19 protein-coding genes are annotated in these 22,254 nt (G+C 66.7%); 12 read left to right on the top strand and 7 right to left on the bottom strand.

Annotated features, from left to right (window positions below; genetic code table 11):
- Positions 1 to 94: 94 nt before the first annotated feature.
- The 11 genes from ssuD to FB547_RS22280 all read left to right on the top strand — a co-directional run bounded on the left by ssuD (position 95) and on the right by FB547_RS22280 (position 12,124).
- Positions 95 to 1,279, top strand: coding sequence for an FMNH2-dependent alkanesulfonate monooxygenase (gene ssuD / locus FB547_RS22330; RefSeq protein ID WP_145745854.1), 1,185 nt, complete (start codon positions 95 to 97; stop codon positions 1,277 to 1,279).
- Positions 1,276 to 2,466, top strand: coding sequence for an acyl-CoA dehydrogenase family protein (locus FB547_RS22325; RefSeq protein ID WP_145745853.1), 1,191 nt, complete (start codon positions 1,276 to 1,278; stop codon positions 2,464 to 2,466). The genes ssuD and FB547_RS22325 overlap by 4 nt, the downstream gene beginning before the upstream one ends.
- 341 nt (positions 2,467 to 2,807) lie before the next feature.
- Complete coding sequence (gene msuE / locus FB547_RS22320) at positions 2,808 to 3,410, top strand: FMN reductase (protein WP_093058401.1); 603 nt, start codon at positions 2,808 to 2,810, stop codon at positions 3,408 to 3,410.
- A gap of 37 nt (positions 3,411 to 3,447) precedes the next feature.
- On the top strand, positions 3,448 to 4,584 hold the full coding sequence (sfnG, locus tag FB547_RS22315) for a dimethylsulfone monooxygenase SfnG (protein WP_145745852.1): 1,137 nt from the start codon (positions 3,448 to 3,450) through the stop codon (positions 4,582 to 4,584).
- An 8-nt stretch (positions 4,585 to 4,592) separates the two neighbouring features.
- A complete protein-coding gene (locus FB547_RS22310; RefSeq protein WP_145745998.1) occupies positions 4,593 to 5,483 on the top strand; it encodes an ABC transporter ATP-binding protein in 891 nt (296 codons plus the stop codon).
- Positions 5,483 to 6,379 carry a branched-chain amino acid ABC transporter permease gene (locus tag FB547_RS22305; RefSeq protein WP_145745851.1) on the top strand — a complete coding sequence of 299 codons (897 nt, stop codon included), beginning with the start codon at positions 5,483 to 5,485 and terminating at the stop codon, positions 6,377 to 6,379. The genes FB547_RS22310 and FB547_RS22305 overlap by 1 nt, the downstream gene beginning before the upstream one ends.
- A gap of 3 nt (positions 6,380 to 6,382) precedes the next feature.
- Entirely contained in the window at positions 6,383 to 7,387 is a 1,005-nt protein-coding gene (locus FB547_RS22300; protein ID WP_145745850.1) for a branched-chain amino acid ABC transporter permease, read from the top strand.
- Positions 7,388 to 7,438: 51 nt separating this feature from the next.
- Positions 7,439 to 8,761 carry an ABC transporter substrate-binding protein gene (locus FB547_RS22295; protein WP_145745849.1) on the top strand — a complete coding sequence of 441 codons (1,323 nt, stop codon included), beginning with the start codon at positions 7,439 to 7,441 and terminating at the stop codon, positions 8,759 to 8,761.
- 39 nt (positions 8,762 to 8,800) lie between these two features.
- A complete protein-coding gene (locus FB547_RS22290; protein ID WP_145745848.1) occupies positions 8,801 to 10,060 on the top strand; it encodes an SfnB family sulfur acquisition oxidoreductase in 1,260 nt (419 codons plus the stop codon).
- A gap of 1 nt (position 10,061) precedes the next feature.
- Positions 10,062 to 10,838: an ABC transporter ATP-binding protein gene (locus FB547_RS22285; RefSeq protein ID WP_145745847.1), complete on the top strand. Its 777-nt coding sequence runs from the start codon at positions 10,062 to 10,064 to the stop codon at positions 10,836 to 10,838.
- 44 nt (positions 10,839 to 10,882) lie between these two features.
- Positions 10,883 to 12,124, top strand: a complete 1,242-nt coding sequence (locus FB547_RS22280; RefSeq protein WP_145745846.1) for an acyl-CoA dehydrogenase family protein — start codon at positions 10,883 to 10,885, stop codon at positions 12,122 to 12,124.
- 435 nt (positions 12,125 to 12,559) lie between these two features.
- Here FB547_RS22280 and FB547_RS33495 read toward each other — a convergent pair whose 3' ends face one another.
- From FB547_RS33495 to FB547_RS22245, 6 genes are all read right to left on the bottom strand, one after another.
- Positions 12,560 to 12,898, bottom strand: coding sequence for a helix-turn-helix transcriptional regulator (locus tag FB547_RS33495; protein WP_222431250.1), 339 nt, complete (start codon positions 12,896 to 12,898; stop codon positions 12,560 to 12,562).
- A 192-nt stretch (positions 12,899 to 13,090) separates the two neighbouring features.
- Positions 13,091 to 13,531 carry a hypothetical protein gene (locus tag FB547_RS22270; protein ID WP_145745845.1) on the bottom strand — a complete coding sequence of 147 codons (441 nt, stop codon included), beginning with the start codon at positions 13,529 to 13,531 and terminating at the stop codon, positions 13,091 to 13,093.
- Between the two features lie 53 nt (positions 13,532 to 13,584).
- The gene (locus tag FB547_RS22265; protein WP_145745844.1) at positions 13,585 to 14,823 is read right to left on the bottom strand and encodes a hypothetical protein; all 1,239 of its coding nucleotides are present in this window, start codon (positions 14,821 to 14,823) and stop codon (positions 13,585 to 13,587) included.
- Between the two features lie 134 nt (positions 14,824 to 14,957).
- Positions 14,958 to 15,743 (bottom strand): hypothetical protein, encoded by a 786-nt coding sequence (locus FB547_RS22260; protein ID WP_145745843.1) that lies wholly within the window; start codon positions 15,741 to 15,743, stop codon positions 14,958 to 14,960.
- 923 nt (positions 15,744 to 16,666) lie between these two features.
- Complete coding sequence (locus FB547_RS22250) at positions 16,667 to 18,691, bottom strand: 4-oxalomesaconate tautomerase (RefSeq protein ID WP_145745841.1); 2,025 nt, start codon at positions 18,689 to 18,691, stop codon at positions 16,667 to 16,669.
- A 24-nt stretch (positions 18,692 to 18,715) separates the two neighbouring features.
- A complete protein-coding gene (locus FB547_RS22245) occupies positions 18,716 to 19,681 on the bottom strand; it encodes a Bug family tripartite tricarboxylate transporter substrate binding protein (protein WP_145745840.1) in 966 nt (321 codons plus the stop codon).
- Positions 19,682 to 19,837: 156 nt separating this feature from the next.
- On the opposite strand from FB547_RS22245, the gene FB547_RS22240 reads away from it, so the two are divergent.
- On the top strand, positions 19,838 to 20,791 hold the full coding sequence (locus tag FB547_RS22240) for a LysR family transcriptional regulator (protein ID WP_145745839.1): 954 nt from the start codon (positions 19,838 to 19,840) through the stop codon (positions 20,789 to 20,791).
- Between the two features lie 44 nt (positions 20,792 to 20,835).
- Here the strand turns inward: FB547_RS22240 and dctA are convergent, their stop codons facing one another.
- Entirely contained in the window at positions 20,836 to 22,170 is a 1,335-nt protein-coding gene (dctA, locus tag FB547_RS22235; protein WP_145745838.1) for a C4-dicarboxylate transporter DctA, read from the bottom strand.
- Between the last annotated feature and the right edge of the window lie 84 nt (positions 22,171 to 22,254).

Genomic DNA, 22,254 nt, shown 5'->3' with positions numbered 1-22,254 from the left:
GTGGTGTTCCGCTGCTGCTGGAGCAGCACAAATCGCGCGTTTCGGCGCGTTCCCACAGGCAGCTCGACTGGCACGCTAACTGCTGAACCGCCTCATGCAACTTTTCTGGTTTCTCCCCACGCACGGCGACAGCCGCTACCTCGGCACCTCCCGCGGGGCACGCACCGTGAGCCATCGATACCTGCGGCAAGTGGCACAGGCCGCCGACGAACTGGGCTACGAAGGCGTGCTGATTCCCACGGGGCGTTCCTGCGAAGACTCGTGGGTGGTCGCCTCGTCACTCGCGGCGCAGACCGAGCGGCTCAAATTCCTGGTGGCGATCCGTCCCGGCATCATTTCGCCGACGGTCTCCGCGCGCCAGGCCGCGACGCTCGACCGCTTTTCCGACGGGCGCCTGCTCATCAACGTGGTGACGGGCGGCGACCCCGACGAGCAGCACGGCGACGGCAGCTTCCTCACGCACGCAGAGCGCTACGAGGTGACCGACGAGTTCCTGCGCATCTGGCGCGGCGTGGCGGCCGGAGAGACCGTCAACTTCTCGGGCAAGCACCTGCGCGTGGAGAACGCCAAGACGCTCTATCCGCCTGTGCAGAAGCCCTATCCGCCCCTGTGGTTCGGCGGCTCGTCGGACGCAGCCATCGCACTCGCGGGCGAGCAGGTCGACGTGTACCTCACCTGGGGCGAGCCGCCGGCCGACGTGGCCGACAAGATCGCGAAGGCCCGCGCCGCGGCGGCAAAGCACGGCCGCACGCTGCGCTTCGGCATCCGCCTGCATGTGATCGTGCGCGAGACCAGCGAGGCGGCCTGGCGCGCTGCAGACGAACTCATTTCCTACGTGACCGACGACACCATCGCGGCCGCGCAGAAGGCCTTCTCGCGCTTCGACTCGGTGGGCCAGCAGCGCATGGCCGCATTGCACGGCGGGCGGCGCGACAGACTGGAGGTGTCGCCCAACTTGTGGGCCGGCGTGGGCCTGGTGCGCGGCGGCGCGGGCACGGCGCTGGTGGGCAGCCCCGAAGAGGTGGCGGCGCGCATCAAGGAATACGCGGCACTCGGCGTGGAGACTTTCATCTTCTCGGGCTATCCGCATCTTGAGGAGGCCTATCGCGTGGCCGAGCTGCTGTTTCCGCTGCTGCCGCTCGACCATGCGCGCCCGGCGGGGCAAGCCAACATCACCGGCCCTTTCGGTGAGGTCATTGCCAACGACATCGTGCCGCCGCCTTCGCAAGCTCTGCAGGTGCCCCTGTCTGTGCCCGTGCCCGAGAAGGCCGCCGCATGAAGCATTTCTCCGCGGAGGCCGGCGACGAAGTCGTGCCGTGGCATGCGACCGCGCAGCGCGTCGCGCAGACATTGGCGCAGACCGCCGTCGAGCGCGACCAGCGCGGCGGCACGCCCAAGGCCGAACGCGACCTGCTGCGGGGCAGCGGCCTGCTGATGCTCAGCGTGCCGACCGAACTCGGCGGCCTGGGCGCGAGTTGGCAGCAGACGCTCGACGTGGTGCGCGGCTTTGCGCGTGTCGACAGCTCGGTGGCGCACCTGTTCGCCTTTCATCATCTGCTGCTCGCGACCACGCAGCTCTTCGCGCAACGCGGGCAGTGGCAGCCGTGGATCGAACAGACCCGCGCGCAGCGCTGGTTCTGGGGCAATGCGTTGAACCCGCTCGACAAGTCCACGCGCGCGCAAGCCGTCGACGGGGGCTATGTGTTCTCGGGCCGCAAGAGCTTCTGCTCCGGTGCCAGCGACTCCGACATGCTGCTCGCCTCGGCCCTCGACGCGAACGATCGCCTGCTGATTGGCGTCGTGCCCACGGGGCGCGCCGGCATTGCGGTGCAGGGCGATTGGGACAACATGGGCCAGCGCCAGACCGACAGCGGCAGCGTGGTGTTCGATGGCGTGCGCGTCGAGACGAACGAACTGCTGCTCGACCCCGGCCCGCTCTCGACGCCGTTCGCCTGCCTGCGCCCGCTGCTTGCGCAACTGATCCTCGCGAACATCTACCTCGGCCTGGGGGAGGGCGCGCTCGAAGAGGCGAGGTCGTTCACGCTGCAGCAAGGCCGGCCCTGGCTGTTCTCGACGGCTTCGGCGGCAAACGAAGATCCTTACGTGCTCACGCACTACGGCGATTTCTGGCTCGCGCTGCAAGGCGCCCGCATGCTGCTGGACCATGCGGCCGCGGCCTTCGATCAGGCGTGGCTGCGTGGCACTTCGCTCGATGAGCACGAGCGCGGGCAGGTGGCTGTTGCTGTTGCCGCAGCCAAGGTCGCGAGCGCACGCGCGAGCCTCGAGGTGGCGCACCGCATGTTCGAGGTGACGGGCGCGCGCGCCACCACCGCCGCGCTGCGCCTGGACCGCTACTGGCGCAACCTGCGCGTGCACACGCTGCACGATCCGGTCGACTACAAGCTGCGCGAACTCGGCGACTGGGCGCTCAATGCGCGCGTGCCGCAACCCAGCTTCTATTCCTGAACTTCGGCATTGCCTTGCAACGGGCCTGCGGCTTCGCGTCGCAGGCCCGTTGTGCTTTCCAACGCGCACATCACCCTGCTGCAGGGGAGGCAGATTTTTCATCGGATTGCTGCCTGGCGTTCATGCGACGGCCGCATACCGATCTACCCCAAACAACTATCGCTGCGGAACTGCTGACCCATCAGCAACCTACCCGCAGCCTGCTGCCGATCCAGCATGAGCGCAGATAGCCATTTCGCCCTAACTCGTTGATTCATAAGGAAAAAGGAAGTGGCACGCCATTCGCTTATATCGAGTGCACCGCGAATCGATCGCAGCTTCCAAACAGAGGTCATATCAACATGAGTCGAAAACTGAAAGTCGTTGCCGTCTCCGGCAGCCTGCAACGTCCCTCGCGCACCCTGGTGCTGGTCGATCAACTGCTGGCCGCGCTCGGCAACGAGATCGCCATCGATGCGCACGTGCTCTCGCTCGGCGAGATCGGCCCGCAGTTTGCCGGCGTGCTCTACCGCAACCAGTTGCCTGCCGCCGTCGAAGAGAGCATTGCCGCCATCGAGTCCGCCGACCTGCTGCTGGTGGCGAGCCCGGTCTATCGCGGCTCGTACACCGGCCTCTTCAAGCACCTGTTCGACTTCGTTCACCACGAGGCACTGACCGACAAGCCCGTGCTGCTCGCGGCCACCGGTGGAAGCGACCGCCACGCACTGGTCATCGACCACCAGTTGCGCCCGCTCTTCAGCTTCTTCCAGGCCCGCACGCTGCCCATCGGCGTCTACGCGGTCGAGAAGGACTTCGAGGGCTACGAGATCGCCAACCCCGCGCTGCGCGAACGCATCGCGCTGGCCGTGGCGCGCGCCGTGCCGCAACTGCGCGATGCCTCGCCGGCCACCACGTCCGCCACGCCCGCCATCCGCAAGCCCGCGCCCGTTGCGCTGGCCGCCTGAAGCCCTCCCACCGACCGTTCACAGAGAGAAACCTGCTATGAGCCAACCGTCTTCCGCCGCCGCCCCCGTCAAGTTCGCCTACTGGGTGCCCAACGTCAGCGGCGGCCTCGTGGTCAGCACCATCGAGCAGCGCACCGACTGGAGCCTCGAATACAACCAGCGCCTGGCGCTCGCGGCCGAGAAGGCCGGCTTCGAGTACGCGCTGAGCCAGATCCGCTTCACCGCGGGCTACGGCGCGGAGTACCAGCACGAGTCGGTGTCCTTCAGCCAGGCGCTGCTGCATGCCACCACCAAGCTCAAGGTGCTGGCCGCGATCCTGCCGGGGCCGTGGAACCCGGCCGTGGTCGCCAAGCAGATCGCCACCATCGACCACATCTCCAACGGCCGCATCGCCATCAATGTGGTGAGCGGCTGGTTCAAGGGCGAGTTCCAGGCCATCGGCGAGCCGTGGCTGGAGCATGACGAGCGTTACCGCCGCTCCAACGAATTCATTCGCGCGCTCAAGGGCATCTGGACGCAGGACAACTTCACCTTCAAGGGCGACTTCTATCGCTTCAGCGACTACACGCTGAGCCCGAAGCCGGTGCAAAAGCCCCACCCCGAAATCTTCCAGGGTGGCAGCTCGCGTGCAGCGCGCGACAACGCGGCCAGCGTGTCCGACTGGTACTTCACCAACGGCAACACGCCCGAGGGCCTGAAGGCGCAGATCGACGACATCCAGGCCAAGGCCGCGCAGAACGGCCACACGGTGCGCATCGGCGTCAACGCCTTCGTCATCGCCCGCGACACCGAGGAAGAAGCCAAGGCGGTGCTGGCCGACATCATCAAGCACGCGCACGTCGAGGCGGTGCATGCCTTCGGCGATGCGGTGAAGCAGGCCGGCAAGGCATCGCCCGAGGGGGAGGGCAACTGGGCCAAGTCCACCTTCGAAGACCTCGTGCAGTACAACGACGGCTTCCGCACCAACCTCATCGGCACGCCGCAACAGATTGCCGAGCGCATCGTGGCGCTCAAGGCCATCGGCGTCGACCTCGTCCTGACGGGCTTCCTGCACTTCATCGAGGAGGTGGAGTACTTCGGCGAGAAGGTGCTGCCGCTGGTGCGCAAGCTAGAAGCGGAGCAGGCCGCTCGCGGAGAAAAGCCGAGCAAGGCGGCACTGGACGCCGTGGCGTGAGCCTCGTGATGCCCGATCTTTTCTTCGAGGCGGGGCCCGTCTCGCTGGGCGTCGATCCGCTGGCCTTCGTGCCGGCGGGGCGTGCGGCTGCGGCAGGGGACGACGCCACGACCTCGGCCGTGCTGCGGCTGGAGGGCATCGACCTGTCCTTCGGCGGCGTCACCGCGCTGTCGGGCGTGGACCTGTCCATCGCGAAGGGAGAGATCCGCGCCATCATCGGCCCCAACGGCGCCGGCAAGAGCTCGCTGGTCAACATCATCAGCGGGCTGTACCGGCCCGATCGTGGGCGCGTGTGGATCGGCGGGCGCGGCTTCGGCCATGTGCCGACGGCGCGGCTGGCACGGCTGGGCGTTGCGCGCACTTTCCAGAATCTCGCGCTGTTCAAGGGCCTGAGCGTGCGCGACAACATCGTGCTCGGTCGCGTCGATGCGGCGCGTTCCACCTTCATCGAACAACTGGTCGGGCTGGGCCGCGCACGTCGTGAGCGCGAGGATGCGCGCGCACGGGCCGAAGCGATCATCGGCTTTCTCGGGCTGCGCACCGTGAGCGAGCGGCTGGCCGGCACGCTGGCCTATGGCCTGCAGAAGCGCGTGGAGCTGGCGCGTGCGCTGGTTGCATCGCCTCGGCTGTTGCTGCTCGACGAGCCGATGGCCGGCATGACCGTCACCGAGAAAAGCGAAATGGCGCAGTTCGTGCGCGCCGCGCGCGACGAGTTCGGCACCACCATCCTGCTGATCGAGCACGACATCGGCGTGGTGCTGGGCCTGTCGGACCGCGTGGCCGTGCTCGACTACGGTCGCAAGATCGCCGACGGCACGCCGGCCGAGGTGCGCAGCGACCCTGCGGTGATCGACGCCTACCTGGGCGTGGCCCACGACGACGAAGCGGAGCGGGGCTGATGGACGCCTCAGACCTCAGCTTCTTCGCCGAAGTGCTCATCGGCGGCCTGCTCTCGGGCGTGATGTATTCGCTCGTGGCCATCGGCTTCGTGCTGATCTACAAGACATCGGGCGTGCTCAATTTCGCGCAGGGCGCGCAGCTGCTGTTCGCCGCGCTCACCTTCGTGAGCCTGGTGGAGCGCAACATGCCTTTTGCGCTGGCGCTCGTGTTGACCTTCGCGCTCATGGTGCTGCTGGGCCTGGCCATCGAGCGCACCGTGCTGCGCCCGCTGGTGAACCAGCCGCCGATCACGCTGTTCATGGCGACGCTGGGCCTGTCGTACGTGATCGAGGGCGTGGCGCAACTCGTGTGGGGCACGCAGGTGCATGCGCTGGAGCTGGGCATCGCGGACGAGCCGTTGCAGTTCCTCGGCATCATGGTCTCGACCTTCGACCTGTTCGCCGCCGCGACGGCCGCCGTGATGGTCGCGCTGCTCTCGGCGTTCTTTCGCTACACCCGCGTGGGCCTGGCGTTCCGTGCAGTCGCGGACGACACCTATGCAGCCATTGCGGTGGGCCTTCGGCTGCCGCGCATCTGGGCCACGGTGTGGGCCGCGGCCGGTGTCATCGCGCTGGTGGCCGGGCTGTTGTGGGGTGCGCGGCTGGGCGTGCAGTTCTCGCTCTCGCTGGTGGTGCTGAAGGCGCTGCCGGTGCTGGTGCTCGGTGGCTTCGATTCGATCCTCGGCGCCATCGTCGGCGGGCTGGTGATCGGCGCGCTCGAGAAACTGGCCGAGGTCTACATCGGGCCTTTCGTGGGCGGCGGCATCGAGAGCTGGTTCGCCTATGTGGCGGCGCTGGCGTTCCTGCTGATCCGGCCGAGCGGACTGTTCGGGCAGAAACTGGTGGAGCGCGCCTGAGCCATGCGTACCGTCGCTCTGTCTCCCTGGACCTGGCCGCTGGCCGTGCTGGTCGTCGCCTTCGGCGTCGTGCCGTTCGTTGCGTCCGGCTATGTGTTCGACGCGTTGTTGATTCCGTTTCTCGCGCTGTCGCTCGCGGCGGTGGGGCTCAACCTGCTGACGGGCTATGCGGGCCAGCTCTCGTTGGGCACCGCGGCCTTCATGGCGGTCGGCGCCTTCGCGGCCTACAACTTCAACCTGCGCATGGAAGGGCTGCCGCTGCTCGTGAGCATCGGCCTCGCGGGCCTGGCCGCCACGGCCGTCGGCCTGGTGTTCGGCCTGCCGAGCCTGCGGCTGCGTGGTTTCTACCTCGCGGTGTCGACGCTGGCGGCGCAGTTCTTCGTCCAATGGGCGCTCACAAAGTTCAGTTGGTTCAGCAACGACAACGCCTCGGGCGTGATCGACGCCCCCGCGCTCGAAGTGGCCGGCATCGTGTTCGACACGCCCGTGGGCCGCTACCTCTTCTCGCTGAGCATCGTCACCGTGCTGACGCTGCTCGCGTGGCGCCTGGTCCGCACGCAGGCGGGCCACCACTTTATTGCCGTGCGCGACAACGAGCTGGCCGCGCGCGTCATCGGCGTGCCGGTGCTGCGCACCAAGCTGTTGGCGTTCGCGGTGTCGTCGTTCATCGTCGGCGTGGCGGGCGTGCTGTGGGGCTTCGTGTACCTGCGCACCGTGGAGCCCGCGGGCTTCAACCTCGACCGCTCGTTCCAGATTCTTTTCATCGTGATCATCGGCGGGCTCGCGACGATCCGCGGGGCCTTCTTCGGCGCGGCGCTGATCGTGGTGTTTCCGCTGCTGCTCTCTCGCGCCGGCAGCTTCTTCTTCGGTAGCTGGTTCGATTCGGGCGTGCTCGACATGAGCCAGCGCATCGTGCTGGGCGCGCTGATCATTTTCTTTCTCGCCGTGGAGCCGCAGGGGTTGGTCGCCCTGTGGGACCGCGCACGCAAGCGGCTCGCGCCGGCCTGAGCGCACACCTTTCCCGATTCCTTTTCCTTCGCATCAAGAGCCTTCATCACCATGTCCTTCCTCAAGCACCTGAAAACCGCGGCCCTGGCCGCCACCCTGTCCTTGGTCGGCCTGCAGTTCGCGCATGCCGACGGCAACGAGCAGTTCTTCCCGCTGCAGAGCTACCGTGTCGGCCCCTACGCGGCCGGCGGCACGGGCTTCTTCGGCGGCTTCATCGACTACCTGAACCTGATCAACACGCGCGACGGCGGCGTGGGCGGCGTCAAGCTGACCTGGGAAGAGGGCGAGACGCAATATGAAGTGGAGCGCGGCGTGGAGGTGTACGAGCGCCTCAAGCAACGCCCCGGCATCGCGACCTGGAACCCGCTGTCGGTCGGCATCGCCTATGCGCTCGTCGACCGCGTGACGGCCGACAAGGTGCCGCTGCTCACCATCAACCACGGCCGCACCGACACCACCGACGGGCGCGTGTTCAAGTACATCTTTCCGCTGCTGCTCAACCCGTACAGCGAGACCTCGGGCATCGTGAACTACATCGCGGGCAAGGAGGGCGGCACCGACAAGCTCAAGGGCAAGAAGATCGTGGTGCTGTACCACGGCTCGCCTTACGGCAAGGAAACGATCCCGGTCTACGAGCTGCTCGCCAAGAAGTACGGCTTCACGCTGCAGCAGATCGAGGTGCCGCACCCGGGCAACGAGCAGCAGTCGCAATGGCTCACCATCCGCCGCGTGAAGCCCGACTACGTGGTGCTGCGCGGTTGGGGCGTGATGAACCCGGTGGCGCTCAAGACGGCGCAGAAGACGGGCTTTCCGGTCGACCACATCGTGGGCAACGTGTGGTCCAACTCCGAAGAAGACGTGATCCCGGCGGGCGATGCGGCCAAGGGCTACGTGGCCATCACCACCGTGGCGGCCGGCGCGCAGTACCCGGTGCTGCAGGACATCACCAAGGTCGTGTACGGCGCCGGCAAGGGCAACCTGCAGGACCCCAAGCGCATCGGCAGCGTCTATCACAACCTGGGCGTGCTCAACGGCATCCTCAACGTCGAGGCCATCCGCATCGCGCAGGCGAAGTTCGGCAAGCGCACGCTCACCGGCGACGAGATCCGCTGGGGCCTGGAGAACCTGAAGATCGACGAGGCGCGCGTCGCCGCGCTCGGCGCCAAGGGCCTGTTCCATTCGATCAACGTGACCTGGGACAACCACGAAGGCGGCGGCCGCGTGGCCTTCCAGCAGTGGGACGGCAGCAAGTGGAACGTGGTGTCCGACTGGATCGCGCCCGACTGGAAACTGCTGCGTCCGATCATCGAGAAATCTTCGCTGGCCTATGCGAAAGAGAAGAACGTGAAGGTGCGCAAGAGCATCGACGACTGATCCGCACGCCCACTCGCACCTGAAAGGAAAGCCCATTCCATGCCCGCCGTTCTCCAACCCTCTGCACCCGCATCAGCCGCCGCCAACGATCCCGTGCCCGGCCTGCCACTGTCCGACACGCCCGCGCATGTGATCCGCGACGACGCCGAGGCCATTGCCGTGGCGCACGCGCTGGCCGCCCGGCTGATCGTCGGCGCCTCCGAGCGCGACCGCCTGCGCCGCTGGCCGGTCGAGGAGATCGACGCCTACTCACAAAGCGGCCTCTGGGCCATTAACGTGCCCAAGGCCTTCGGTGGCGCGGAGGTGTCGTACGCCACGCTGGCCGAGGTGATCGCGATCATCTCGGCGGCCGACCCGTCGCTCGGGCAGATCACGCAGAACCACCTGGGCTTCGTTGCCGCGGTGCGCACGGTGTCCGATACCGCGCAGCAGAAGATTTTCTTCGCCGACTTTCTTCGCGGCGTGCGCTGGGGCAATGCGTTCTCGGAGTCGGGGTCGAAGCGCGCCGCCGATTTCGAGACGCGCTTCACCGACGCGGGCGACCACGTGGTGGTCACGGGCAAGAAGTTCTATTCAACCGGCGCGCTGCTCGCGCACTACGTGCCCATCGTGGCCAACGACGAAGCGGGAAACACCTGGTACGTGGTGGCCGATCGCAATGCGCCGGGCCTCACGGTGATCGACGACTGGTCGGCCTTCGGCCAGCGCACCACGCTCAGCGGCACGGTGGTCATCGACCATGTGAAGGTGCCCAAGTCGCACCTGATCCCGGCGTTCAAGGGCTACGACACGCCTTCGGCCGATGGCGCGATCTTCCAGATCATCCAGGCGGCGGTCGACGTGGGCATTGCGCGCGGAACCATCGCGGAGACGATCGATTTCATCCGCACCAAGACGCGCCCGTGGATCGACAGCCAGCGCGACCACGCATGGGAAGACCCGTACTCGATCCAGGCCGTGGGCGATCTGCAGATCCGCCTGCATGCGAGCGAAGCGCTGCTGGAGCGCGCCGGCCGCGCCATCGACCGCGCGGTGGCCGCGCCCGGCGCCGACAGCGTGGCCGCAGCGCAGATCGCGACGGCCGAGGCCAAGGTACTCTCCACCGAAATCGCGATCCTGGCGACCAACAAGCTGTTCGAGCTGGCGGGCACGCGCTCCACACTGGGCCAGTACAACCTCGATCGCCACTGGCGCAACGCGCGCACGCACACGCTGCACGACCCCGTGCGCTGGAAGTACGCCATCGTGGGCAACTACTTCCTCAATGGCGTGAAGCCGCCGTTCCACGCGTGGAGCTGAGGTGACGGCCCCCTTGTTGCGCATCGAAGCGGTCGCGGCCACGTACCAGCGCTCGATCGTCGCGCTGCACGGCGTGAGCCTCGATGTGCGCGCCGGCGAGGTCCACGCGCTGCTCGGCGCCAACGGGGCGGGCAAGTCGACCACGCTCAAGGCGGTGTCGAACCTGCTGCCGGCCGAGCGCGGCGAGGTCACGGCCGGGCGCATCGTCTTCGACGGACGCGACACCGGCCGCACGAGCCCGGCCGACCTCGTGCGGCTGGGCCTGGTGCAGGTGCTGGAGGGCCGCCACTGCTTTCGCACGCTGACGGTGGAAGAGAACCTGCTGACCGGCGCGCTCGGTCGCAGCGCGCGGCGCGCGCAAGCCGCCGAAGACTTGGCGCGGGTCTACGCGATCTTTCCCAAGCTGAAGGAAAGGCGACGCACGCTCGCCGGCCTGAGCTCCGGCGGCGAACAGCAGATGACGGCCATCGGCCGCGCGCTGATGTCGCGGCCCCGGCTGCTGGTGCTCGACGAGCCGTCGATGGGGCTGGCACCGCTGGTGGTGCGCGACATCTTCGAGCAGCTGAGGCGGCTCAACCGCGAAGAGGGCCTGTCGATCCTCGTCGCCGAGCAGAACTCCACCGTGGCGCTGCAGTACGCCGACCGCGCGACCGTCCTCGATGCCGGCGTCGCGGTCTTGAGTGGCGATGCACGGGCCCTGCGCGAGCGTGCCGACATCCAGTCTTTCTATTTCGGCGAAGGCGTTGTAGCCGGCGCTGCTTCCGAAGCTACGGCCTGAAGGCCGTGGCGCTTTGTTTCAACGTTTCATCAGGAGTTCGCACCATGAGCCTCACGCTCGAGCAAGCGCTCAAGACATCGCCCTGGCAAGGAAAGCCGCGTCCCGCCGACGCGCCACAGTGGCTGGCCCGCGCCGCCGAGGTCGCCGCGATCCTCGCGGTCGACCAGGTGGCACGCGACCGCCGGCAGGCCGTGCCGACAGCCGAAGTGCAGTTGCTGAAAGACGCAGGCCTCACCACGCTGCTGGGTCCCGTGCAGCACGGCGGGGCGGGGCAGCACTGGGACACGGCCTACAAGGTGATCCGCATCGTGGCCTCGGGTGACGGCTCTGTCGGTCAACTGTTGGGCTACCACTACCTTTGGGCCTGGGCGGTGCACCTGGTGGGCACGCCGGCGCAGATCGAGACGGTGGAGGCGCTTTACACGGCCAACGACCTGTTCTTCGGCGGCGCGGTGAACCCGCGCGACGGCGACCTGGTGATCACCGAGATCGACGGACAGCTGGCCTACAACGGCCGCAAGTCGTTCTCGACCGGCTCCAAGGTCTCGGACCTCACTGTGCTTGAAGGCGTGCTGCAGGGCACCGACAAGCACATCTTCGCCATCGTGCCGTCGAAGCAGGACGGCATCGTCTACCACGACGACTGGGACCATCTGGGCCAGCGGCTGACTGAATCGGGCGGCGTCACCATCAACGACGTGCGTATAGACTGGGCGAGCGCCGCGGGCTATGTCGACAAGGTCTACCAGCAGCGCGCCTACGAGACGCTGAACCTGCCCGCGATCCAGCTGGTCTTTGCGAACTTCTACCTCGGCATCGCCGAAGGCGCGCTGAAGACGGCCGCGGGCTACACGCGGGAGAAGACGCGCGCCTGGCCCTACGGCGGCGACAACAAGGAGGCCGCGGGCGAGGAGTGGTACATCCTGGAGGCCTACGGCACGCTGCAATCGCGCCTGTGGGCGGCGGAAGAGCTGGCCAATTCGGTCGGCGCCGAAATCTCCACGCTGCTGCATGCCGACCGCGATGCGCTGACGCCCGCAGCGCGCGGAAGGGTCGCGGTGCGCATCGCCGCGGCCAAGCAGGCGGCCGTGGACATCGGGCTGGAGATCGGCACCAAGGTGTTCGAGGTGACCGGTGCGCGCGCGACGGCGAATGCGGTTGGGCTCGACATTTTCTGGCGCAACATCCGCACGCACTCGCTGCATGACCCGATCGCCTACAAGCGGCGCGAGGTCGGCGCCTATGCGCTGAGAGGACAGATCCCGGAGCCGAGCTGGTACACCTGACGCCCAAGCGTTGCTGAGATTTCCCGCGCATGCGCGTTGAGCATGCGCACAATCAAGGATCACTGGGTGTTTGCGTACCCGTGGTCATTGTGGTGGGTTGCCTTCTCATCGTTGAGTGCGAACGCAGCTGACCTCAGAGGCGCTTCGATGGGGCTGGTATCTCCACAGGCCGGCATACGGACCGTCGTGCTTGTTGGACGCCCGCTTCTGGCCTGATTGCTGCCATCGACCTCCCATCAGCGACCGGCAGCAACCGCTGCAGTGCTGACGTTCAGGGTGCCGAGATGAAGGCCTGCTTGAGGTCGGCAGCACCAGTTCCCTGCGAGGAGGAGAGTCGCCGGGAGGGCCTGTCCGCTGGCGTGAAGGATGCGCTGTCCTGACCGCTTGCCAAGAGCAGGTTCGCGCCGTTCGGGCGGCTCGGTCCGGCTTGTTGAATCAGGTCGTGCGCCCGTTCATGCGCTCCGCGATCCACGATTGCACCGCGCTCTCCGGCCATGCCGCGGTGCGCTGTCCGGCTTTCACCGACCGCGGAAAGATGCCCCTGCGCATTTGTTCGTAAATGGCTGACCTGCGCAGGCCGGTGAGGCGCTCGACTTCAGGCAGTCTCAGAAGCCTGTCGGGGGCGCGCCTGATTGTCTGCGCCAGCGGCATCGTTGAGTCGGAGCAGAGAAGCGTGAGTGCCTCTTGCAGCAGACGTGCCGCTTGCAGGGCTCGTTGAGCGGTGGGATCGCCGGCGACGAACGCGCTCGATTCATGGCTGGTTTGGGCTCGCATGGGCATTGCCTTTCGGTTCTTCCGCAGCGCGTCCAATGCCGTTGCGGGACGTCCGAAGGTTGTCAGCGATGTCTGCTGGAACCAACTCGCCAGAGCGATGCGAGGCGCACGACAGCATAGGCGTGGAAATCGGAGAAGGGCGTTCAGTGCATGGCGAGCGTTCAAGCTCTCTGCCCTATGACCGATCCCCTCTCAACGACCTTCCCTCTTCCTTTCCAGCAGGAATGCCTTGCGCTCGGCTCGTGCTTCGGCGACTTGCTTCAGTTCAGCATAGGACTTTGACTCGATAACCGCTCCGCTGGGGTTCTTCACGTTCGGGTTCGTGACCACGGCGTAGTAGGTGGGCGGCGATTTAGGCCCAGCATCGCGATAGATCTGCACCTGCATGCCGCTGTGCAAGTACTCTTCGACGACCTGGTCGTGGTCGGAGGGGTCTGAGTGCGGGATCTGGGCCTTCACATGACGCGCACTATCTTCCGCGGCGATCGGATAGACGTTCAGCTCCAGGACTTGGGCATTCAGGCCCACCTGAATTGCCGATCGCAATGCGGCCTTGGTTGCGTCAGCGCCCTGATCCGCGAGCGGGTTCATTTCGATGAGAACGTGCGCAAGGATTCGGCGGTTTTCGGCCATGTCGGGTTCCGAACGTTTCTGCGAAGGTTGGTGATGTGGTCTGGGGCGGCGCCTCACGCCGGCCACCAAAGCGGCCGTTCCGGCTGCGCCGCTTCGGCACGCAATGCGTCGGCCAGTTCATGCACGGGGTCCTTGAGGCTGCTTCGCACGAGTGCGATCCATGCACGCAATGCGTCGTCCTCGGGTTGATCGCCGGCGATTCCCTCCAGGCGCGACAGCACATCCAGGGCACTGTGATAGGTCGCCAGGGACTGGCCGACCGCGACGGCGCGAGGCAGTTGATTCGCCCGCGCTTCCCGGCGCTGCGCATGCGCCTGCTCTGCGGCCATCGCGATGTTGTGTGCCTGGGCTGCTTCCCGCTCCTGCTTTCGTCGGATGGCGGTTTCTTCGGCCAGCAGCTTGGACCTGAGTGCTTCGGCTTCCGGGAATGCGATCAGGGCGCGTGTGATCTCCGGGAGTTGCTGCTCCAGTTGTTCGCGGCTGCCTGTCCACTGGCGGGCGATGACGTGCCAGTCTCTCTCCAGCTTCAGCTTGTAGCCATCGAGGGCCCTGTACTCATCCCGATGAAGGAGGAAATCTTGGCGCTTGGGTTGCGCGATCTTCTCCACCTGTTCGGAGAAGTTCAGCCTGATGGCGCCGCCCGCGCGCCGGATCTCAACCGTGTTCGATGCGTCTCCCCGGCCAGCGACGACCTGGCAGCCTCCGGCGATCAGTCCCCGGATGAGCGCTTCGTGGAAACGCAGAATCCAGTCGATGTGGGCCAGGGTCGCGGTGATGCGCAGGCAACCGCTGCCGGCGACGTACCGGCCCGTGGTCATCCTGTGGCTCGACATGCCGCCGAAGAAGGGCTTGCGCAGTCGCCTGGCTTCTTCCGCCTGCACCGCCAACTTCGCCTCATCGCGCTCGATGGACTGAAAAAAGCGAGCGGTCTTCGCCACCAGCGGGTGGCAATGATCGAGTGAGGGCGGTACATCAATGGGCTGCAGCACAACTGCGTCCCTGGCCCGGGAAAACGCTTGCTGGACCTGCTGAATCCTCGTGGCGTCGGAGGAGCGGGCCGCCGTGGTGTCTTTCTCCGGCAGGTGGATTTCGTGATCGACGTCGGAAGGCGGCAGCGGGGCCTGCACACAGATCTTGCCGGCCGCGAGACGGGTCCAATAGCCAACTGGTGGAACAGGGATGTTGTATCGGCGGCAGAGCTTGGAGAGTCCGACATCGGACAGGCCGAGATTCGGCCCCAGATGGCGAAGCGGTGTCTGCCAGACCAAGGCATACAGTTCGGATCGTTTCACGCACATCTCCATCGTCAGACAAAACGAAGGCTCCCGGCCAAACCGATGAGCGTCGCCGAGCCGTCGCCGGCGGGTGGGCTGTTGACGCAGACGCTCAAGAGCACACTGGCGCTGGCGGAGCTGCCGGCGCTTGATCACCCGACCATGGCCGGGGCCGAAGATCCTGTTGTTTGCGGAACTCGGGCTGCCCTTATTCGCGAAGGCCCCACTCTCCGGCGGGACGCCCGGCCAGTTTCGGCTTCGACCTTCGCGTGGCGAACGGCATAGTCGAGCAGGTCTACCACCTGCTGGGGTCGCTCACGCCGGCCATGGGCGTGGAAGGCCACGAGGTAGAAACAGGCCGCCAATATCAATGGCATCCACAGGTACATGTTGCTGTCGTACTTGAGCAATGTCGACGCCGCCATGGCTGACGCCGTCAATGCGGGGAACAGGCCGAGCTTTCGCAAGTCGCCTGTGAGCAGGCCGACCCGCCCATCGAAGATGTCCCATCGGTGGCGGTACTGCAGCAGCGCATATTCCAGCGTCGCCTTGTCGTAGCTGCCGAACTGGGTCAGGAAGTCTGCATCGGCCTGAATGTCGAGCTTGATGCGCGCGAGCAGCCCGGGAAACCGTTGCCTGCGATGACGCCAGACCAGATGCCCCACATTGAAGGTGGCGGTCAGCAGATAAGCCAGTCCAAACAGGAGCATGACGGTATAGAGCGGGGAGACGCTGGCAGCGAGCTTTTGCGAAGGCCATGCGTGCCGCCCCCATGCGGCACTCAGCAGTAGTGCCATGGTGGCCAAGTAGCCGCAGAGGATCGCCTTTTCCAGGCGACGCATTTGCGCAGAGGGCTGAAACGCGCTGTCTTCGCGCTGAACCAGCGTCATTTCCTGCAGCAACGAGAACAGTGGATCGAGAGAGTCGGGCTTGAGCATCGATTTTGAGTGGGCGAATCAGTTCGTCGAAATATCCGGCGAATGTCATTCTGGCTGACGCAGGGCGTCTCCGGCCGTGGCGGTGATGGCCGGCCGCGCTGTCGTGCTTGCGCATCGAGCCACCCCTGGCGTCTCGCCCCTCTGGGCTTCCATCGTTCCCTCGCTCCGCTCGGCTGGCGCCTTCGGCCCGGTTCGCTGATCCGGGCCTGCGCGCTTCGCTTGCGTGGTGTCGGCGACGAAGGCGGCCATTGCCTGTCCAGCCATCTTTCCTTTCCTCATCACCTTGTCCGCGACCGTAGCCCGCACCGGGTCGCCGTCAAGGCGCGCCAGGCCGTGTCCTCGCCTTCGGCTGCGGGCCGCACCACCCCTGGCGCTTCTTCCTTGACGGCGACCCGGCACGCGCTCCTGTGGCCGCGGGCGATGAACTCAGGAAAGACGGTGGCAACGAGGCCAACCGGGTTCTTCGTGCCGACCCCACCGGAAGACCCGAAGAGGGCTCCGAATCTAGGAATCCGGTGAGGCTGTTTTCAACAGCCAACTTCGTCAGGAGAAATCACCATGCAACTTGCATCCCGTTTCGCGAACCACTCGCCGGTGCTGCGCTCGGAAAATCCCTTGTCGGATGCCCGATCGAGCTTGCCAAGGAGACCGGCAAGGCCTGGATTGGAGCCAGCGGACGCGACCGCGCTTCCACTACGTTGTCGAGATGAAGCCCGAGCCCGGCTGGGGTCTCGAACTGTTGCGCTGGTACGACCGGGGGCACCTGCCCGCGCTGGCTGCGGCGCGGGGCTGCATACGCGCCCAGCGCTTCTGGAACAACGATGACGAGCTGGAGCGATCGCGTGCGGCCTTATTTCATGAAGCCCGTGCGCACCATGTTTGCGCAGGTGGCCTCCGCAGGGCCGTAGCTACGGCGCGGCGGATCAATCCAGCGCGAACTGGCGCTGTTCCTTCGGCGCAATGCCGGCCTGACGCACGACTTCGCGCCAGCGCGCCAGGTCCGACTTCATCCGCAGCGCGAGTGCGTCGGGGCTGCCGGGCTCGACCAGCGCGGCTTGGCTCTCGAAGCGCCGGACGACGTCCGGATCGGCCAGCACCTCGTTCAGCGCCTGATTGAGGTGCGAGACGACTGCGGCGGGCGTGCCCGCCGGCGCAAACAGTCCATACCATTGGACGACATCCACCCCAGTGACACCCAGCTCCGAAAGTGTCGGCACGTCCGGCAGGGCGGCGAGGCGTTTCGAGCCCGCCACGGCCAGGGCCCACAACTGGGCTGCGCGGATGAACGGATAGGCCGTGAACAGGCTCGGGAACATGATCTGCGAGCGGCCCTGCACCGTCTCCGCGATCGCAGGCGCGGCACCCTCGCAGGTCGTGCTGGCCATCGAAGTGCCGCTGCTGAGCTGAAAGAGCTCGGCCGCGAAATGCGGCGGCGTGCCGTCGCCGGCGGAGGCGTAGCTTAGGCTGCGGGGTGTCGTCTTCAGCCGCTCGATCAGTTGCTGCACTTGCGGTATGCCCGCGTCCGGATGGGCGACCATCAGGGTCGAGGAAGAGCCCACGAGCCCTACCGGCTCGAAATCGGCGGCCGGATCGTAGGCCAGCTTCTGCAGCGCGGGGTTCATCGCGTGGGTGCCGACATAGCCGAACATCAGCGTGTGGCCGTCCGGCGTTGCCCTGGCCACGTACTCGCTCGCGATGGCACCGTTGGCTCCGGCGCGGTTGTCGACCAGGATCTCCTGGCCGAGCAGCGGCCCGAGCTTCGCCGCGATGATGCGGGCCATCGTGTCGTTGCCGCCGCCTGCGCGCGTGGGCACGATGATCGTCAGCGCCTTGTGCGGGAACCGGGAAGTGCTCGCGGCCTGCGGCTGCGGCCGCGAGAACACGTAGTCGGGCAGGTACATCTCGCCCTGCATGATCTTGCGCGCCGTGCGCAGGAGCGCGGCGCGATCCACCGCGGCGGTGTCGCCGGTGCCCTTGAGCTCGACCTCGATGTCGATCTGCCCCGCCGGATGCAGCACGACCAGCCTGTGGGTTCCGGCGGCGCGCGCGACGCCGCTGGCGACCGTTCCCGGCAGCGCGAAGGCGCTCGCCACGCCGATGGCGCCCGTCACCGCATGCGAGGCGTGGCACTTGCGCGGCGTGAAGTAGCGCGAGGTGATGCTGTCGTCCGTATCGCCCGCGCTCACGAGCACCGGCTTTGGCACGACGCTGTCAGACACGTCGCCCAGGCCCATCCTGCGGCCCGCCTCCAGTCGCAGCGTCTCGAGGCGCTCGAGCAGTCCGATGTTGGCGTCGAGCGCGGCGGGCTTCTCGCGCCCGGTGAGGCCCAGGTCGCTGGCGCGCACGATCATCAACGGCATGGCGGCGTCGATGCAGGTCACCTCCACGCCGTCGATCGTGTCGATGCGCCTGCCGGTCGGGAAGACCTGGCCCGTGACCGCGCCCCAGGCGTCCAGGAAGTTCAGCAGGATCGGCGCCGCCGTGCCCACCACCCCGTCGATGCGCGCATCGCCTTCGTACGTCACGCGACCGCCAGGGGTGTGCACCGTCACGTCGATGCGCGAGCCGGTGTTGACGTTGTGCACGCGAACGAGGGTGGTGCCGTTCCTGGCCGGCACCAGGCCCTGCTCGATCGCGAAAGGCGCGACGCCCGATAGCATGTTGCCGCAGTTCGGCCGCGTGTCCACCGAGCGATGCCCGATGCCCACCTGCGCGAACAGGTAGTCGACGTCGCACTCAGGCCGCGACGAACGCGAGACGATGGCCACCTTGCTGTTCAGGGTGCTTCCGCCGCCCACGCCGTCGAGCTGGAGCGGGTCGGAGGCGCCTATCGCGCCGATGAGCGCCTGGTCGCGTGCGTCGTCGCCGTCCGGCAGCCATTCGCGCAGGAAGAACGGCCCGCGCGAGGTGCCGGCGCGCATCAGCACGCAGGGAATCGATCTGTTCATGTTCAGTCTGCGCTCGATCCGCGTTCAATCCGCGCTGATCCTGGCGGCCTGGACCACCTTCTTCCACTTGACCTGCTCCTGCGCCACGTAGGCGCGCATCTGCTCGGGGGTCATGGTCGAGACCTCGGCGCCGTGGTCCTCCAGGCGCTTGATCACGCTCTTGTCGGCGAGCACCTCGTTCAGGACCTTGTTGAGCTGCGCGATGACGGGCGCGGGCGTCTTCGCCGGCGCGAAGATGCCGTACCACTGGGAGACGTCGACGTCCGCGATGCCCTGCTCCTGCAGCGTGGGGACGTCCGGCATGAGCGCCGAGCGCTTGGCGCCGGCCACGCCAAGGGCCTTGAGCTTGCCGGCCTTGACGTAGGGCACCGCCGTGAAGAGGCTCGGGAACATCACCTGCGTCTGCCCGGCGAGGGTGTCGGTGATGGCCGGTGCGGAGCCCTTGTAGGGAACGTGCAGCATGCTCGTGCCCGTCGAGAGCTTGAACATCTCGGCCGCGAAGTGCGGCGCCGTGCCGTTGCCGGCCGAGGCGTAGCTCGTCTTGTCCGGCGCCGCCTTCAGCATGGCCACGAGTTCCTTCGCGCTAGCGGCCTTGACGGATGGGTTGACCACCATCACCGTGGCCGAGGATCCCAGCATGCCGACCGGCTCGAAGTCCTTGACCGGGTCGTAGCGCAGCTTCTGCAGCGCCGGGTTCATCGCATGCGTCGCGATGTAGCCGAGCATGAGCGTGTAGCCGTCGGGCGCCGCGCGCATCACGTACTCGCTGGCAATGGCCCCATTGGCGCCCGCCTTGTTGTCGACGATGACAGGCTGCTTGAGGATGGCCGACATGGCCTGGCCGACGACGCGCGCCATGGCGTCGTTGGCGCCGCCCGCGGCGGTCGGCACGATCAGCGTGATCTGCTTTTCAGGAAAGGCGGTGGCCGCGCTTGCGCAGGTCAGGCATGCCCCCAGCGCGACGGCGCCGAGGAAGCGAATTTTCTGCATCTTCAATTTGTCTGCTCCGGTGGATTTTTGAAAGCTCGGGAGGCTCTTGCGTGGCCCTGGTGCGCATGTTCTTCCGACGCCTGAGTTCTGTAAATTGCATGTTTAGGATCGATTGATGCACACTGTCTATCAATCAGATCGAGTCGGAGCACTGCTATGGCCATCAACTTCAATCTCAACGACCTGCAGGCGTTCCGCGCGGTGGCGGAACTCAACAGCTTTCGCAAGGCCGCCGAGGCGCTGCACGTCTCGCAGCCTGCGTTCAGCCGCCGCATCGAGAAGCTGGAGGAGGCGCTCGGCGTGAAGCTGCTCGACCGCACCACCCGTCGCGTGAACCTGACCTCCGTGGGGCGCGAATTCGACCGCAAGGTGCAGCAGCTGCTGGACGACCTCGATCACACGCTGCTGGGCATCCGCGGTGTCGCGGCCACGCGCATGGGCGAGGTGAAGATCGCCTGCGTGCCGTCGACGGTCTACTACTTCCTGTCGCAGGTGATCTCGCGCTACCACGAGCGCTATCCGAAGATCCGGGTCAAGGTCCTCGACGCGAGCGCGAACGAGGTGCTGGCGACCGTCTCCAGCGGGGAGGCCGACTTCGGGCTCAACTTCGTGGGCGGGCAGGAGCCGGATATCGAATTCAAGCCGCTGCTGGAGGAGCGCTTCGTCGCGGCCTGCAGGCGCGACCATCCGATCGCCAGGAAGCGCCGCGTGAGCTGGACCGAGCTGGCGCAGTACGACTACATCTCGGTGAGCAAGGCGTCCGGCAATCGCCTTCTGCTGGACCAGGCGCTCTCGGAGGTGGCCGGTCGCCCGCAGAGCATCTACGAGACCCAGCATGTCACGACGATGCTCGGCCTCGTCGAGGCGGGTCTCGGGGTCGCGGCGGTCCCCTCGATCGCCATGCCTGACGCGGACCATCCGCTGCTGGTGAGCGTTCCGCTCCACGACCCCACCATCACCCGGACGATCGGCCTCATCCGGCGCAAGGGCCGAAGCCTCTCCCCGGCCGCGCAGCAGCTCTACGCCTTCTTCTCCGAGATGAAGACCAAGCCCGGCAAGCCCGCAGGCCGCCGTGCGGCGAACGAAGCGACCGGGGTCAGGCGCACCTGAGGCCTGCCCGCCGTCCACCGCTCGATGCGTCGATCAGTGCTCGGTCAGGGCGTCGGGCCGGCGTGCCCCAGCGGCGCGGCGAAGTCCTTTGGGCCTTCTTCGAGCTCGTGCTCGGTCCTGGCGTAGTTCGCGGCCAGCTCGCGCTGCAGCACCTCCCGGTCGCAGGCCTTTTCCCAGATGGAGACGACGATGCACGCCACCGCGTTGCTGATGGTGCTGGTGAGTGCGCGTGCCTCGGACATGAAGCGGTCGATCCCCACGATCAGCGCGACGCCGGCCACGGGCAGGTCGGGCATGACGGTGAGCGTGGCCACCAGCGCGACGAAGCCGCTGCCCGTCACGCCCGCCGCGCCCTTGGAGGTGAGCAGCATGATGCCCAGCATCGAGCCGATCTGGAGCCACGACAGGTGGATGTCGCAGGCCTGGCCGATGAACATCGAAGCCAGCGTCAGGTAGATGGCCGTGCCGTCCAGGTTGAACGAATAACCGGTCGGCAGCACCAGCCCGACCACGCCCTTCTTGCAGCCGAGCCGTTCGAGCTTCTGCAGGAGCCGCGGAAGCACCGGCTCGCTGGACGAGGTGCCCAGCACCACCAGCAGTTCCTCCCTGATGTAGCGCAGCAGCTGCCAGAGCTTGAATCCGTGCAGGCGCGCGAGTGCGCCGAGGATCACGACGACGAAGAAGATGCAGGCGACGTAGAAGGTTCCGATCAGCAGGCCGAGCGATCCGATGGACTTGATGCCGTAGCGGCCCACCGTGAAGGCCATCGCTCCGAAGGCGCCGATCGGCGCGAGCCGCATGATGATGCCGAAGGCTGCGAAGAGCATGTGGGAGAAGCCGTCGATGCCGTCGAGCACGGGCTTGGCGGAGCTTCCTATGCGGGTGAGCCCGAAGCCGCAGAGCACCGCCAGAAGCAGCACCGGCAGCACCTCGCCCTCGGCGAACGCGCCGACGAAGGCGTTGGGGATGATGTGCATCACGAAGTCGGTGAACCCGTGGATGTGGACCTGGTTCGCGAAGCGCGTGGCGACCGACGCATCGAGGTTCCTGGGGTCGATGTGCATCCCGGCGCCCGGCTGCAGCAGGAACACGGTGACCAGGCCGGTGAGGAGCGCCAGGACCGTCAGCGCGTAGAAGAGCCCCATCGCCTTGAGCAGGGTCTTGCCGATTTCCTTGGAGTCGCCCAGCGAGGTGATGCCGCTCACGATGGTGCAGAACACCACCGGCGCGATCATCATCTTGACCAGCTTGACGAAGCCGTCGCCCAGCGGCTTGAGTGCGGCGCCGAATTCGGGCCAGTAGTGGCCCACCGCGATGCCGAGGATCAGGCCCGCGAGAACCTGCACATAGAGAAGTTTCGATAGCTTGCGGATGTTCATGACCTTGTCTCCGGGGTGGGGGCGCACGAATGCATGCCGGTCTGCGCCGGCTCCGTCTGCTGCGGTGAAGAAGGCGAGGGCGGC

Origin of the sequence: Variovorax beijingensis, assembly GCF_007828835.1 — a bacterium.
GTDB lineage: Bacteria > Pseudomonadota > Gammaproteobacteria > Burkholderiales > Burkholderiaceae_C > Variovorax > Variovorax beijingensis_A.
Note: the sequence above shows the minus strand (reverse complement) of the source record. Positions and strands in the feature narration are given on the sequence as shown.